Source organism: Enterobacter sp. GER_MD16_1505_Eko_090, from assembly GCF_003331015.1.
Classification (GTDB): Bacteria; Pseudomonadota; Gammaproteobacteria; order Enterobacterales; family Enterobacteriaceae; genus Enterobacter; species Enterobacter roggenkampii.
In genome coordinates this window covers 494,469-508,788 of record NZ_PUQF01000001.1, presented here as the reverse complement: position 1 = coordinate 508,788, position 14,320 = coordinate 494,469, and the positions used below count along the sequence as shown (strand labels likewise).

At 57.0% G+C, this 14,320-nt stretch carries 11 protein-coding genes; 3 read left to right on the top strand and 8 right to left on the bottom strand.

The window, feature by feature from the left end:
• Nucleotides 1-97 precede the first annotated feature (97 nt).
• Nucleotides 98-1,693 carry an ABC-F family ATPase gene (locus C6A40_RS02415; protein ID WP_008501187.1) on the bottom strand — a complete coding sequence of 532 codons (1,596 nt, stop codon included), beginning with the start codon at nt 1,691-1,693 and terminating at the stop codon, nt 98-100.
• A 222-nt stretch (nt 1,694-1,915) separates the two neighbouring features.
• Here C6A40_RS02415 and ldtB point away from each other — a divergent pair, with 222 nt between their 5' ends.
• Nucleotides 1,916-2,836, top strand: coding sequence for a L,D-transpeptidase (gene ldtB / locus C6A40_RS02410; protein WP_044596939.1), 921 nt, complete (start codon nt 1,916-1,918; stop codon nt 2,834-2,836).
• A 242-nt stretch (nt 2,837-3,078) separates the two neighbouring features.
• A complete protein-coding gene (locus tag C6A40_RS02405) occupies nt 3,079-3,888 on the top strand; it encodes a glycosyltransferase (RefSeq protein WP_052686633.1) in 810 nt (269 codons plus the stop codon).
• An 8-nt stretch (nt 3,889-3,896) separates the two neighbouring features.
• On the opposite strand, the gene C6A40_RS02400 is transcribed toward C6A40_RS02405, so the two are convergent.
• Genes C6A40_RS02400 through C6A40_RS02390 form a run of 3 tightly spaced genes read right to left on the bottom strand, consistent with a single transcriptional unit; the run spans nt 3,897 to nt 7,379 of the window.
• Nucleotides 3,897-4,613, bottom strand: a complete 717-nt coding sequence (locus C6A40_RS02400; RefSeq protein ID WP_045336705.1) for a GntR family transcriptional regulator — start codon at nt 4,611-4,613, stop codon at nt 3,897-3,899.
• Between the two features lie 15 nt (nt 4,614-4,628).
• A complete protein-coding gene (locus tag C6A40_RS02395) occupies nt 4,629-5,951 on the bottom strand; it encodes a PTS sugar transporter subunit IIC (protein ID WP_023292937.1) in 1,323 nt (440 codons plus the stop codon).
• A 51-nt stretch (nt 5,952-6,002) separates the two neighbouring features.
• Nucleotides 6,003-7,379, bottom strand: coding sequence for a glycoside hydrolase family 1 protein (locus tag C6A40_RS02390; protein WP_008501183.1), 1,377 nt, complete (start codon nt 7,377-7,379; stop codon nt 6,003-6,005).
• Between the two features lie 300 nt (nt 7,380-7,679).
• Between C6A40_RS02390 and C6A40_RS02385 the strand changes: the two genes are divergently transcribed.
• Nucleotides 7,680-8,783 carry a succinylglutamate desuccinylase/aspartoacylase family protein gene (locus C6A40_RS02385; RefSeq protein WP_052686634.1) on the top strand — a complete coding sequence of 368 codons (1,104 nt, stop codon included), beginning with the start codon at nt 7,680-7,682 and terminating at the stop codon, nt 8,781-8,783.
• 114 nt (nt 8,784-8,897) lie between these two features.
• On the opposite strand, the gene C6A40_RS02380 is transcribed toward C6A40_RS02385, so the two are convergent.
• The 4 genes from C6A40_RS02380 to C6A40_RS02365 form a co-directional block, all read right to left on the bottom strand.
• Complete coding sequence (locus tag C6A40_RS02380) at nt 8,898-9,938, bottom strand: aldo/keto reductase (protein ID WP_008501181.1); 1,041 nt, start codon at nt 9,936-9,938, stop codon at nt 8,898-8,900.
• A gap of 107 nt (nt 9,939-10,045) precedes the next feature.
• On the bottom strand, nt 10,046-11,569 hold the full coding sequence (locus C6A40_RS02375) for an efflux transporter outer membrane subunit (protein WP_114191229.1): 1,524 nt from the start codon (nt 11,567-11,569) through the stop codon (nt 10,046-10,048).
• Complete coding sequence (locus C6A40_RS02370) at nt 11,569-13,140, bottom strand: DHA2 family efflux MFS transporter permease subunit (RefSeq protein WP_008501179.1); 1,572 nt, start codon at nt 13,138-13,140, stop codon at nt 11,569-11,571. Before C6A40_RS02370 ends, C6A40_RS02375 begins: the two co-directional genes overlap by 1 nt.
• On the bottom strand, nt 13,137-14,231 hold the full coding sequence (locus tag C6A40_RS02365) for an HlyD family secretion protein (RefSeq protein WP_008501178.1): 1,095 nt from the start codon (nt 14,229-14,231) through the stop codon (nt 13,137-13,139). The genes C6A40_RS02370 and C6A40_RS02365 overlap by 4 nt, the downstream gene beginning before the upstream one ends.
• Nucleotides 14,232-14,320 lie beyond the last annotated feature (89 nt).

The window sequence follows — 14,320 nt, the reverse complement described above, 5'->3', positions numbered from 1 at the left end:
GTCTCCTCTTCTATGCCAGTTATAACTGTTACCCATGTATCCGGTCTAAAGTGTTACCCATGTTTCCGGTTCATACCGAAGCGCCACCGGGCTTTTTTTAGCCGTCGATACCTTTGCTGCGCAGGTAATCTTCGTAGTTACCGGTAAAGTCCACCACGCGCTCTGGCGTAATCTCGATCACGCGGGTTGCCAGCGAGCTGACGAACTCACGGTCGTGAGAGACGAAGATCAGGGTGCCCTGATACATCTCCAGCGCCATGTTCAGCGATTCGATCGATTCCATATCCAGGTGGTTAGTCGGTTCGTCCATCACCAGAATGTTTGGTTTTTCCATCATCAGCTTGCCGAACAGCATGCGGCCTTTCTCGCCACCGGAGAGCACTTTAGCCGGCTTTTTGATGTCGTCCTGGCTGAACAGCAGACGGCCCAGGATGCTGCGCACCGCCTGCTCATCGTCGCCTTCCTGCTTCCACTGGCTCATCCAGTCGAAGACGGTCAGGTCATTTTCGAACTCGTACTCATGATCCTGCGCGTAGTAGCCAATCTGCGCGTTCTCGGACCATTTCACGGTGCCGTTGTCCGGCTGCAGTTCGCCGACCAGGGTTTTCAGCATGGTGGATTTACCCACGCCGTTGGCGCCCAGAATGGCAATCTTCTCGCCCACTTCCAGCAGCAGGTTGAAGTTTTTAAACAGCGGGCCTTCATCGAAGCCTTTGGTAAGGGCCTCCACTTCCAGCGCGTTACGGAACAGCTTCTTGTCCTGCTCGAAGCGGATGAACGGGTTCTGACGGCTGGAGGCTTTAACCTCTTCCAGCTTGATTTTATCAATCTGACGCGCACGCGAGGTCGCCTGACGCGACTTAGAGGCGTTGGCGCTGAAGCGGCTAACGAAGGACTGCAGGTCCGCAATCTGCGCTTTCTTCTTGGCGTTGTCCGCCAGCAGACGCTCGCGCGCCTGGGTGGCGGCGGTCATGTACTCGTCATAGTTGCCCGGATAGACGCGCAGCTCGCCGTAGTCCAGATCCGCCATGTGCGTACAGACCATGTTCAGGAAGTGACGGTCGTGCGAGATGATGATCATCGTGCTGTCACGGTCGTTGAGCGTCTGCTCCAGCCAGCGGATGGTGTCGATGTCCAGGTTGTTCGTTGGTTCGTCGAGCAGCAGGATGTCCGGGTTAGAGAACAGCGCCTGAGCCAGCAGCACGCGCAGCTTCCAGCCTGGCGCAACTTCGCTCATCGGGCCGTAATGCTGTTCGACCGGAATGCCGACGCCCAGCAGCAGCTCGCCCGCACGCGCTTCCGCAGAGTAACCGTCCATCTCGCCGTACTGCGTTTCCAGATCGGCCACTTTATAGCCGTCTTCTTCGCTCATTTCGGCCAGCGCGTAGATGCGATCGCGCTCCTGCTTCACTTCCCACAGCTCCGCGTGCCCCATGATCACGGTGTCCAGCACGGTGAACTCTTCGAAGGCGAACTGATCCTGACGCAGCTTACCGATACGCTCGTTAGGGTCGAGCGAGACGTTGCCGAGGGTCGGCTCCAGATCGCCGCCGAGGATCTTCATGAAGGTGGATTTTCCGCTACCGTTGGCGCCAATCAGGCCGTAACGGTTGCCGCCGCCAAATTTGACGGAAATGTTTTCGAACAGCGGCTTACTGCCAAACTGCATAGTGACGTTGCTGGTAACTAACACGGGGAGATTCCTGCGAAAAGTGTGATAAACACGGCATTATGCCACAATTCCGAATTGAGATCCCGTGTTGCGGCAATCCACTAAACTTTAACAAAATCGAAAAAAATGTGATTTCGTACACATCTGAATTCCCAGTGAGCGGGAATGCACATATAATGCGCTCCCATCACAGATTCAGACTTATCAACTCATCGCCTGAATGGCTTAGATACCTCGCACAACATGAACATGAAATTAACAGCGCTTTTTGCGGCGGCGTTAGCCGTAGTAGGTTTTTGTAAGACCGCGTCTGCGGTGACGTATCCCCTGCCGACCGACGGAAGCCGTCTGGTGGGTCAAAACCAGGTGGTGACGGTGCCTGAGGGTAACTCTCAGCCGCTGGAGTATTTCGCCGCGCAGTACCAGCTGGGCCTGTCTAACATGCTGGAAGCGAACCCGGGCGTTGACCCGTATCTGCCGAAAGCAGGTACCGTGCTGAATATTCCTCAGCAGCTGATCCTGCCGGATACCGTTCATGAAGGTATCGTGATCAACAGCGCCGAAATGCGTCTGTATTACTACCCGAAAGGCACCAACACCGTTATCGTGCTGCCAATCGGTATCGGCCAGCTGGGTAAAGACACCCCGCTGAACTGGACCACCAAAGTTGAACGTAAGAAAGCGGGCCCAACCTGGACCCCAACCGCCAAAATGCACGCGGAATACATCGCTGCGGGCGAACCGCTGCCAGCCGTTGTGCCAGCCGGCCCGGATAACCCGATGGGTCTGTATGCCCTGTACATTGGTCGTCTGTATGCGATTCACGGCACCAACGCCAACTTCGGTATCGGTCTGCGCGTAAGCCACGGCTGCGTGCGTCTGCGTAACGACGATATCAAGTTCCTGTTCGAAAACGTGCCGGTCGGTACGCGCGTGCAGTTCATCAACGAACCGGTGAAAGCGACGTCTGAGCCAGACGGCAGCCGCTACATCGAAGTGCACAACCCGCTGTCCACCAGCGAAGACCAGATCAACAACAACGAGATCGTGCCGATTACGCTGAACAGCGCGGTGCAGTCCGTGACCTCTCAGCCTGACGTGGAAACCACCATCGTCGACCAGGCGATTCAGAACCGTTCCGGTATGCCGGTGCGTCTGAACTGATCTTTCTGAATCTTTAAAGTACCTTATAAGACCTCGAAATCTCGGGGTCTTATTACTCCGCGATACCCACTGCACTCATCGTTTCTGAACAGCAATTATTGCCGTAAGTCCCATTCTTGCCATTTTCTGCCAACCCGGCGTGGTTACATCTGATCCTCTAAGTGTTATGATGCGCCTACTTATAACATCAGTTTAATCTGTATTTATAGGGTCTTTTTATTTCCTGGAGCACACTTAGTACAATGATCAGTATTAACTTAACAACAACAAAATCGCGCCTTTATCTCTGTTCGCAGACAGTGTGGTCACTAGCGAACCAGAGAAAAAAAGTCGATCGAATTGTTGTATGGGTCTCCAGTACACCTTATCTCAGTGATGAAGGCATCACTGAAGAGCCTGAATGGGCGCAGAAAATTCGCCAGACAGGTACAAACCTGGTTTTTAAATGGGTTAAAAACACCGGGCCTTATCGTAAATTGTTTCCTGCGTTACAAGCGGCAACGGAAGAGGATATTCTGATTTATGCCGACGATGACGCCATTTATAACGAAATGTGGGCAGAAACCCTACTAGATGATTTTTACCACCACAATCAGGAATATGTGGTTGCTGCGCGCGTGCGCGAAACAGTAAAGAAGAAGAAAGAACTTCTTGATACCTATCGTAATTTCCCGCTTATCACCGTGCCAAAAGTTGTTAAGCAAAACTATATCATCACCGGTCTTGGTGGCGTTGTCCTCAAGAAAAACATGATTCCGGAGTATTTCCATTTTAACGAGGATTTTATTCGGGTTTGTCCTCGCGCAGATGATATTTGGATCAGCAAACTGATTCAGCTCACCAAAACACCGGTCTATGTTTCAGCAAAGAGCATTCGTTTTGTTCATGAGATAATTCATGATTATGGATTATCACGCGACAATACCAGCAAAATAAAACGATCCTGGATCCAAAAAATCCGTTTTACATTTAAGCCGGGTCATATTCAGCATCTGTGTCAGAACGATCTTTACATAAAAGATACAGACAGCTATTTCGAGTCGTGTGCCTGAAGGACGGACTATCCGTTATTCACGATAACAATCCCGCCGTGGTCGTACCGATAGTGGCAGTGGGCATACTCCAGCGCAGTGCCGTCCTCCAGATAAATCACCTGCTCCACTTCCAGCACCGGATCGGTATGCTCGCAGACCAGATGCTCCCTGTCCAGCGCGCTGGGCTTAAGCGCCCGCACCACCCGATATGACCCCATAATTTTCAGCCCCAGGGTCTCCTGCACGTACTGGAACACTGACCCTTCAAGATGGCTTTTCGTCAGGCCAGGCACCAGATTCATCGGCATCACCGTGGAATCCAGCGACATGGGTTCGCCGTTTAATAAGCGCAGACGAATAAAGTCATAGACGGGCGCATCGGCGTTAATCATCAGCGACGCCTGCTCTTTTTCGTTCGGGAAGCGCAGTTCAAAATGCACCACCTGGCTCGTGACCGTGCCCAGATGTTCCCAGGTTTTGGTGGCACCGAAATAGTCGCTGCCGGAGAGATCCCACTGCGAGAGCTGGAGGAAGTTTTTGCGGATGAACGTCCCTTGCCCCTGACGGGTGTAGACCAGCCCTTCGACGATCAGCTGGCGCATCGCCTGCTGGATGGTCATCCGGCTGGTGCTGAACTCCGCCGCCAGCGCAAACTGGTCCGGGAGCGGTTCATTGGCGGCGTACTGCTGGCTGATAATGCGTTTCTTGATTTCCCGCGCTATGGTGATGTACTTCGCCGCCATCGTCCTTCCTTACAGTTAGTTTTCTATCCCGCTGTTTTTCAACGCCACTCGCTCGGCAATCTTGAGGAAAGGCAGGTAGAAGAATACACCAAATACGATGATTGCCAACTGCACTACCACCGCCCGCCAGTCCCCTGCCGTCGCCAGCCAGGCGCTGAGAATCGGCGGCGTGGTCCACGGGATCATCACCACGCAGCGCGACATGAATCCCAGCGTGGTACAGAGCCAGGCGAAGTAAATGCCGATGGCGGGCAACAGCACAAACGGGATCATCAGCGGCAGGTTAAAGACAATCGGCAGGCCGAAGATCACCGGCTCGTTGATGTTGAACAGGCCCGGCGCCAGCGACAGGCGCGCTACCTGCTTCGCCGACTGCTGGCGCGAGAAGATAAATATCGCAATCAGCAGCGAGATCGTGCTGCCGGTTCCGCCCACCATGCCAAACGTCGGCACGAAGATGTTGTTGATGATGTGCGGAATGGGCTGGCCGTTGGCGAAGGCCAGCATGTTCTCGTTGGTGTTGATCAGCAGGAACGGCTCCAGCACCACGCTGTTGACCACCGACTGATGAATACCGAGCGTGAACAGGAAGTTGCCGAAGCTGTAGATGAAAATCGTCCCCGGCAGGCTGGTGTTGATCAGCCGCAGCGGCTGCTGGATAAAGGTGGTAATGAGATGGATCAGATCCGTGTGCAGCACGTTTGCCAGCACGGCCGCCAGTACCGCGAACAGGGAGAGCGTGAGGATCGTTGGGATCAGCGCGGTAAAGGATTTGCTGACCGCTGGGGGCACATTTTCCCCGAGCGATATGTGCAGCGCCTTCAGGCGCGAAATCGCGATAAACACTTCCGTTGAGAGCAGCCCAATCAGCACCCCGGCGAAAATCCCGGTGGAGCCGATATTGGCGAAGGTCAGCACCTGCGTGACGTTCACCGCGGCGTCGCTGCCAACGGGCGTAACCTGTAAGCGCATCGGCATCATGATGATAAAACTGCTGACGGCGATAACCACTGCCGAAACCGGGTTGTCGAAATCTTTGTTGCGCGCCAGTGACCAGGCGATCATCGGGGCCAGCAGCAGCGCGGCGATGTTAAGCGTGCCGTTGATAATCGCCTCGCCCCACACTTTGAAGTGTGCCAGCGTATCGCCGTGAAAAATCCACGGGAACACCACGTTGTTCACCAGCACCGCCAGGCCGGCGAGGATGAAAATCGGCATCACCGTGGCGAAGGCGTCGCGCAGGGAGCGCAGGTGCACCTGGTTTGCCAGGCGCGCCGAGAACTCAACAAACTTATCGACAAAGGACTGCATGTGCGGTGTGATTTTTGTTTCAGACATAGCGGCGTGTTCCCATCAATCAGTCACAAAAACGGCCCGGCAGCGTACGGCTTACATCTCGCGTCCGTTGGTATGGATAACCTGTTTTAACCACGCGTAGCTCTTCTTCGGCACGCGCCTGAGGTCTTTCAGGTCGTGGTTTTCCCGGTTGACGTAGACCACGCCGTAGCGCTTACGCATGTCGCCCTGGGAGCTGAGAATGTCGATTAACCCCCAGCCGAGGTAGCCCATGACCTCTGCCCCATCCTCGAATATCGCCGCTTTCATCGCCTCGATGTGCGCCCGGTGGTAGTCGATGCGGTAGGTATCCTCGATGGGGTTGACGCCATCCCACGACTCAATCACGCCAATGCCGTTTTCAATCGGGAAGACCGGCATGCGCCAGTCGTTGGCGTAGCGGGTAATGATGGTGCGAAAACCGAGCGGGTCGATCTGCCAGTTCCACTCGGTGGCTTTCAGGTAGGGGTTATTTTTCTCGCCGTGCAGCAGGTAATAGTTGACCGGCGTGCCTTCCGGGATCGCATCGCTGTCCAGCGTTTTGCTGGCGTAGTAGCTGAAGGCCATATAGTCGTTTCTGGTGCGTGCCAGTAGCGCTAAATCTTCGGCGCGGTAGATATCACCAAAGCCTTCCTGCTCCACCACCGCCATCACCGCCGGGCTGTAGCCCTGCCCGGCAAAGACGCGCAGCAGGTTCTGGTTGAGGAACTCGTCATACTGCTGGGCGCAGAAGATATCGCGCGGTTTGCAGGTGGCCGGGTAAACCAACTGGTGCGCCAGCATGCCGCCCATCAGCTGGCCCGGTTTCGTCTGGTGCAGATACTCGGTCAGCGCCATGTGCGCCACCATGGTATGGTGCTGCAGCTCGTACAGCTCGCGCAGGGTTTGATCGCCTTTCATGTAGCCAGAAATGCGAAACGCTTCCGGCATATGGAAGATGTTCTGCTCGTTGAAGGTCAGCCAGTACTTCACGCGGTCGCCAAAGCAGTCGATCATCTTTTTACCGTAGCGGATAAAGGCGTCCATTACCCGGCGGTCATTGAAGCCGTTGTACTCCTGCGCCAGCGCCAGCGGCATATCGAAGTGGTAGAGGCAGATCATCGGCTCAATACCGCGGGCGATGAGATCGTCAATAAAGCGGTCGTAAAACGCGATGCCCTCGTCGTTGAACGCGCCGTCACCCTGCGGACAGACGCGGCTCCAGGAGATCTGGAAGCGGTAGCAGTTCATGCCCAGATCCTGCATCAGGTCGAAATCTTCCCGGTAGCGATGGTAGGAGTCGGTCGCGACTTTCCAGTCGGAGATGTTCTCCCCAGCTTCGCGAATGTCGTACACCGACATCCCCTTCCCGCCCTCGTTCCAGGCCCCTTCCGTCTGCATGCTCGATACCGAGTTGCCCCATAAAAAGTTGGCCGGCAGCTGATTGCTCATGTTTCCTCCCTATATGACTAGTCATTTAAAATTTCATGACTAGTCATATAAGCGAAGATGGCATGTCGATCAAAGCGGAGGATCGTTTTTTGTGAGGTAGGTTAGAAAGAAGACGCCGGGCAGGAAAAATGAATCGCGCAAACCCTGTTATTGAGGCCGGTGCGTTAGCCTATGCAAAATCACATTTCCCGATCGTGCCGCTGGCTGGCCTCATAAAATCACTATTAACTTAATGAGCACGAACCACGGCCCAGGCCGAAAAATAAAAATCTCAACCCTATCAAATGGAAAATGACGCTCATGAAGATATTTACTAGCCGTATCGCATTCGCTCTCAGCTTAGCGTTGCCATGCTCAATGACTCACGCGGCAACGGTGTATACGGGTGATAAGGTGCAGGGAGTGCCGGTTATCTCGACTCTGGATGTATCAGACCTGACAGCAGGACAGCATCGCTTCATGTTCGAGGGGGTTGAGACAGGAACAGGACAGCGCTGGTATGTCCCCATCATGGTGGCAAAAGGCAAAACGGACGGGAAGAAAGTCCTTCTGCAGGCGGGCGTCCACGGCGATGAGCTAAACGGAGTGCGCATCGTACAAAAAGTGATGGAACAACTGGACCCCGCAAAAATGAACGGCAGCGTTATTGGCATTATAGGTCCAAACCGTTCTGGACTTGAAAGGGTCTCCCGGACATGGTCCGTTTCAACCGATGGGGGTGAGACGATCGACTACAACCGCGTGCATCCAGGAAAAGAAACGGGTAACCCTGCCGAGCGTCAGGCATGGATGATGTGGAATAAGGTTTACAAAGGAAATGTCGACCTGGCGATTGACTATCACACCCAGTCTACCGGAACGGCTTATCCGCTGTTCATTTATGCCGACTACCGCAATGCGGATGCCCGGACGATTGCAGAACTTTTTCCGGCCGATCAAATTAAGAAAGATCCCGGCGAAGCCGGCTCAATGGAAACCACCTTTATTCAAAATGGTATCCCGGCGATAACGGCCGAGACGGGAGAGCCGAGGATTTACCAGCAGGATATGATTGCCAGGGGTGTAGAGGGTGCCCTCAATGTACTGATTCATTACAAGGTGATTGAAGGCAAAATCGGCGCAACCGCCAGCAGCAATAAAACGTATATTGGTAATGCGATCAGTTCAATACGAGCAACCACGGGTGGGTTTGCGGAAGTTTTCGTTAAACCCGGCGACACGGTAAAAGCAGGACAAGAGGTCGCCCTGCAGCGAAATGCATTCGGTGATGTTGTCGCGAAGTATTCAGCAGAACGGGACGGCAAAGTACTGTCAATTGGAACAGATGTCGTGAGAGAACCCCGAGCCCTGCTGGTAAGAATCCTTGAGCAAAACCCAGCGGCAACCTGCAAAGACGGTTGCTGATTCCCGCCACAGCCCATCGTTGAATCGGCAAAAGCGTGCTCAGTGAAATAAGCCGCTTTTGCCGATTTCTGTACCGATGGGCAAACAAATTTAAAAAATACCTGATGCGGAGAGTTACTGTTGCGCGAGCTGATTACGGCGATACTCCCCCTGACGCTCCAGCATCCAGCCCGGATACTCGCGCGGCAGCGCGCTCACCGCATCCAGCTGTTTGAGCTCGTCTTCGCTGAGGCGGATCCCGGTGGCGGCAATGTTGTCGTCCAGCTGCTCAACGCGTTTCGCGCCAATGATGACGCTGGTGACGGCTTTCTGATGCAGCAGCCACGCCAGCGCGATTTGCGCGACGGAGACGCCCTTGCTTTCGGCAATCACGCGCATCACGTCCACGCAGTCAAAGGCGCGATCTTTGTTCACCGGCGGGAAGTCAAATTCCAGACGGCGGCTACCGGCTTCGCTCTGCCCGTCGCGGCCATATTTTCCGCTCAGCAGGCCGCCCGCCAGCGGGCTCCAGACCATCAGCCCGACGCCTTCGCTCTGCATCATCGGCACAAGCTCGCGCTCAAGATCGCGTCCGGCGATGGTGTAATACGCCTGGAGAGATGCGAAGCGCGCCAGCCCGAGGCGCTCGGAAATGCCCAGCGCTTTGGCAATCTGCCACGCCGCCCAGTTCGAGACGCCGATATAGCGCACGTGGCCGTGCTGCACCAGGTTATCCAGCGCATACAGCGTCTCTTCAATCGGCGTGGCCGGGTCGAAGCCGTGCAGCTGATAGAGATCGATATGATCGAGCTGCAGGCGGCGCAGGCTCTCCTTCACGCTGCTGATGATGTGATAGCGCGAGCTGCCGCGCGAGTTCACTCCTGCCGTTCCCGTTTCGCCAAATACTTTAGTGGCGACGACCACGTTCTCGCGCGGAATTTTCAGGTTTTTCAGCGCCTGGCCGACGATCGCCTCCGAACGCCCTTCCGAGTAAACGTCCGCGGTGTCGATAAAGTTGATCCCGGCATCCAGCGCGCGGCCCACCAGCTGTTCTGCTTCGCTTTGCTGGAGCTGACCAATCTTGCCCCACATGCCGCCTTCTCCGCCGAAGGTCATGGTGCCGAGGCAGAGTTCAGAAACGAACAGTCCGGTATTGCCCAGTTTTTGATAACGCATATGATAATCCTCGCATGTCGTTTAAGGGGTACACGATAGTTATACCCGCCCCTCTGCCATCGCGAATGTGGCGTTCCTGTCCGTTTCTTGCCCAATCCTCTGAATATTTATCCGCGCGGGGCGTCGCCAAAGACGCTGTAGTCCGGCAGCTGCACCTGCTGATACGGCTCCCAGCCGCCACCGAGCGCCTTGTAGAGCGCCACCAGATCGAGCGCGCTTTGCACCTGCGCCTGCGCGCGCTGCTGCTCGGCCTGCGCCAGCTGTCGCTGGGCGTCCAGCACGTCGATAAAGCTGGCGATCCCCTGCCGATAGCTGTCGCTCGCCAGGTCAAAGGCGTTTTGCAGGGCATCAATGGTTTTCGCCAGGCCCGCTTCACGCTGCTGGTCGGTGCGATAGCTCACCAGCGCATTTTCGACATCGCCGAGCGCGGTGAGCACCGTCTGCCGATAGTCCAGCACCGCGGCCCCCTGCTGCGCGCGCGCCACCTTCACGCTGGAAACCAGTCGACCGCCCTGGAAAATCGGAATGGAGACCTGCGGACCAAAGCTGTAGAAGTGGCTGCTCCAGTCGGTCAGCCAGTTGGTTTCACTGTTGCGCAGGCCAAACTGCCCGGAGAGGGTAAAACTCGGGAACAGCTGGGCCACCGACACGCCAATCTGCGCCGTGGCGGCATGAAGATTCGCCTCCGCTTCGCGCACGTCCGGACGGCGTCGCGCGAGCGTAGACGGAATGCCGGTTTGCACGATATCCGGCAATTCGGGCATCGGCTGCACGCTTTGTAACTCCGCATCGAGCGCACCCGGCGGCTTGCCGAGGAGGATCGCCAGGCCATTCATCGCCTGCCGCGCCTGCGCCTGGTACTGCGGCAGCTGCGCCTCCAGGTTACCCAGCTGTGCCCGCGCATTCTCCACGTCCATCTGCGGCGACAGCCCGCCCCGCTGGCGGCTTTCGGTCAGATCCAGCGTCTGCTGCGCGCTTTTAATCTGGGTGTTCAGCGTGGCGATAATGCTCTGCGCCCCGCGCAGCTGGAGCCACGCGCGCGCCACTTCCGCCTCCAGCGACACCAGCGCGTCGTTACGCTGCTCGATAGCGGCTTTCTGCTGCGCTTCGGCGGCTTCCACCTGTCGGCGCACCTTGCCCCAGAGGTCAATTTCCCACTGGGCGTCGAAGCTGCCCTGGTAGAGGTTGATCGGCTGCGTCAGGGGGCCTAACGCGCCCCGCAGCTCAGGATCGACATTATCCAGCTGGTCATACACGCCGTGGGATTTCAGCTCCCCTTCCAGCCCGAGCTGCTGGCGCGTCGCCTGCAGATTGCCGTTCACCGACGGGTAAAACGCCCCGCCCGCCTGGTTAATCTGCTCGCGCGCGCCGGCGATGCGCAGCACCGTCTGCTGCAGCGTCAGGTTTCCGGCGAAGGCGCGCTCAACCAGGCTGTCGAGCTGCGGCGAGCCGAAGGTCTTCCACCAGCGCGGATTGGTCGCGGCGGAGGTCGTCTGCGATTTTACCCCGCTGTCGCCCTTATCGTTCCAGTGCGTCACGGCAGGCGGCGCGGGCGGCTGATAGTCCGGCCCGACGGCGCAGCCTGCCAGCAGCATCATTATCATCAGGGGGTGTAAACGTCTGTGTATCATCAATGTGCTCCTGCACTCCCCTCGCTCTTAACCGGCGAGAGCAACAAACAAAACGGAATCAATAGCAAGGCCACGGCGCTCAGAAGGGTAAAGACGTCGATGTAGGCCAGGAAGCGCGACTGCTCGATCATGGTCTGGTACAGGCGTCCGGTGGCAATCCCGGTGGGATCGCCCACCTGGGTCGTGAAGTTCTGGATCGCCTGGGCGCTTTCGCGTATTGCCTGCTGAAACTGCTCGTTAAACGGCGAGGCGTGGTACGCAAGGTGCGCGCTATGCGCCTGAGACCGTTCGGTGATGGCCGCCGTCGACAGCGAGATCCCGACCGAGCCCGCGACGTTACGGAACATAGTGAACAGCGCCGCCGCGTCGGCATTCAGCCGTCTTGGAATCGAAATAAAGGCAATGGTGGTCAGGGGCACAAACAGGAACCCCAGCCCCAGCGACTGGGCGCTGCGGAACAGCACCAGGGTTTCAAAGTCGATATCCGGGGTCAGCGTGCGCGACCAGAAGAACGACACCGCCAGGCAGGTAAAGCCAAAGGCGATAATCCAGCGCGTCTGCACCACCGGCATCAGCTTCAGCACCAGCGGGATCGTTAATACAATCAGCACCGCCCCGGGCGACAGCACCAGCCCGGACCAGGTGGCGGTATAGCCTAAATCCTGCTGCGCCAGCTGGGGGATCACCACCGAGCTTCCGTACAAAATCATCGCCATCCCCGCCATCAGCAGGCTGGAAATTGCAAAGTTGCGGTCCTTCATGCAGTGCAGATCCACCACCGGTTTTTTGGCATACACCAGCCAGTAAATGGCACCGATAATGCCGATTAGCGTTAACACCGCGAAGGTACGGATAAAGTTCGAGTAGAACCAGTCCTCATCTTCTCCCCGGTCAAGCATCACCTGCAGGCAGCCAAGCCCTAAGGCGATCAGGCCGATCCCCGTCCAGTCGATGGTCAGCTTCTCTTTAGACTTGCTCTCCCACGGCGGATCTTCCAGCAGCTGGTAGATCGCCAGCACCGTGACAATCCCCACCGGGATATTGATGAAGAACACCCAGCGCCAGGAGTAGTTGTCGGTGATCCAGCCCCCCAGCGTCGGGCCGAGGACCGGTGCAACAATAATCGCGATGGAGGAGAGGCCGAACGCTTTGCCCCTGTCCTCCGGCTTGAAGTAGTCGAGCAGTACCGACTGCTGCGTGGGCTGCAGCCCGCCGCCAAAAAAGCCCTGCATCACGCGGAACAGGATGATCTGCCACAGCTCGGTGGCGATGCCGCAGAGGAACGAGCAGACGGTAAACATGACGATGCAGATCAGGAAGAACTGCTTGCGGCCAAATACCCGGCTCAGAAACGCCGAGATGGGCAGCACGATGCCGTTCGCGACCAGGTAGCTGGTTAATACCCAGGTGGATTCGTCATAGCTGGACGAGAGTGAACCCGCCACGTGGGGCAGCGCCACGTTGACGATGGTGGTGTCGAGGATCTCCATAAACACCGCCAGGGTGACGACAATCGCCACCGCCCACGGATTGCTGGCGGGCTTCCAGCTGTCGTGGCTGTGATCCGTCATTCCACCGTCACCTTCGGCGCGACCGACAGCCCCAGCGGCAGCGGTTTGTTCGGATCGAGCCCCTTATCAATCACGATTTTCACCGGCACGCGCTGCACAATTTTGACAAAGTTACCGGTGGCATTTTCAGCCGGGAAGGCGGAGAAGCGCGAGCCGCTGCCCTGCTGGATACTGTCAACGTGGCCCTCAAGCGCCATATCCGGCCACGCGTCGACCGACACGGTGACTTTATCGCCGGGCTTCATGCGCTCAAGCTGGGACTCTTTGAAGTTCGCCACCACCCACACGTTCGGCGAAACCAGCGAGAACAGCGCCGTACCCGCCTGCACCAGCGTGCCGGGCTGCACGTTGCGTTTGGTGACAAACCCGTCGAACGGGGCGCGGACTTCGGTGTAAGAGAGGTTCAGATTGGCCGTTTCCAGCTGCGCTTTGGCCTGTTCGACCTGACGCTCGCGCGCTTCAACGTTGGTTTCCTGCTGGCGGATTTGCAGCTGTACCTGCTCTGCCACTTCCAGCTGCGCCTGAGCGCTGGCCAGACCCGCCTGGGCGCTGCGCAGTTGCGCATTCGCAGAATCAATACTTTGCTGGGTGGTCGCCCGCGGATCGACGCCGCGCTGGCGGCGATACTCCGCCTGCGCGTTCGCCAGATCGGCCTGCGCTTTCAGCACCTGCGCTTTGGCTTCGTCACGCTGGGCGGGATACTGCACTTTGGAGAGTGCGAGCTGCGCCTGGGCCTGGTGCAGCTGCGCGATAGCCAGCCCAAGCTGGGCCTGGGCCTGATCGCGCTGCGCGGTGGTATCACGCGGATCGATGACCACCAGCAGATCGCCTTTTTTCACGCGCTGGTTATCGCGCACCCGCAGCTCGGTGACGTAGCCTGCCGTTTTCGGGGCAATCGTCACCACGTCGCCGTCGGTAAAGGCGTCGTCGGTCGTCTCTTCGTTACGGGTTAAAAACCACCAGACCAGCGCCACGACGACCATCACCACCACGACAATGCCGAGGATAATTAACGGTTTTTTGCCCGGGCGCTTACGCTCATTATTATTTTTGTCCTGCTCGTCAGCAGGTGGAGTTTGATCTTCAGCCATAGTTCAGCAACGGTCCTGTCAGTGAGCGGCATCACACTATGCCGTTCACTAAAGCTAGGACGTTGCTATACGTTTGCCAGGAAAAACTG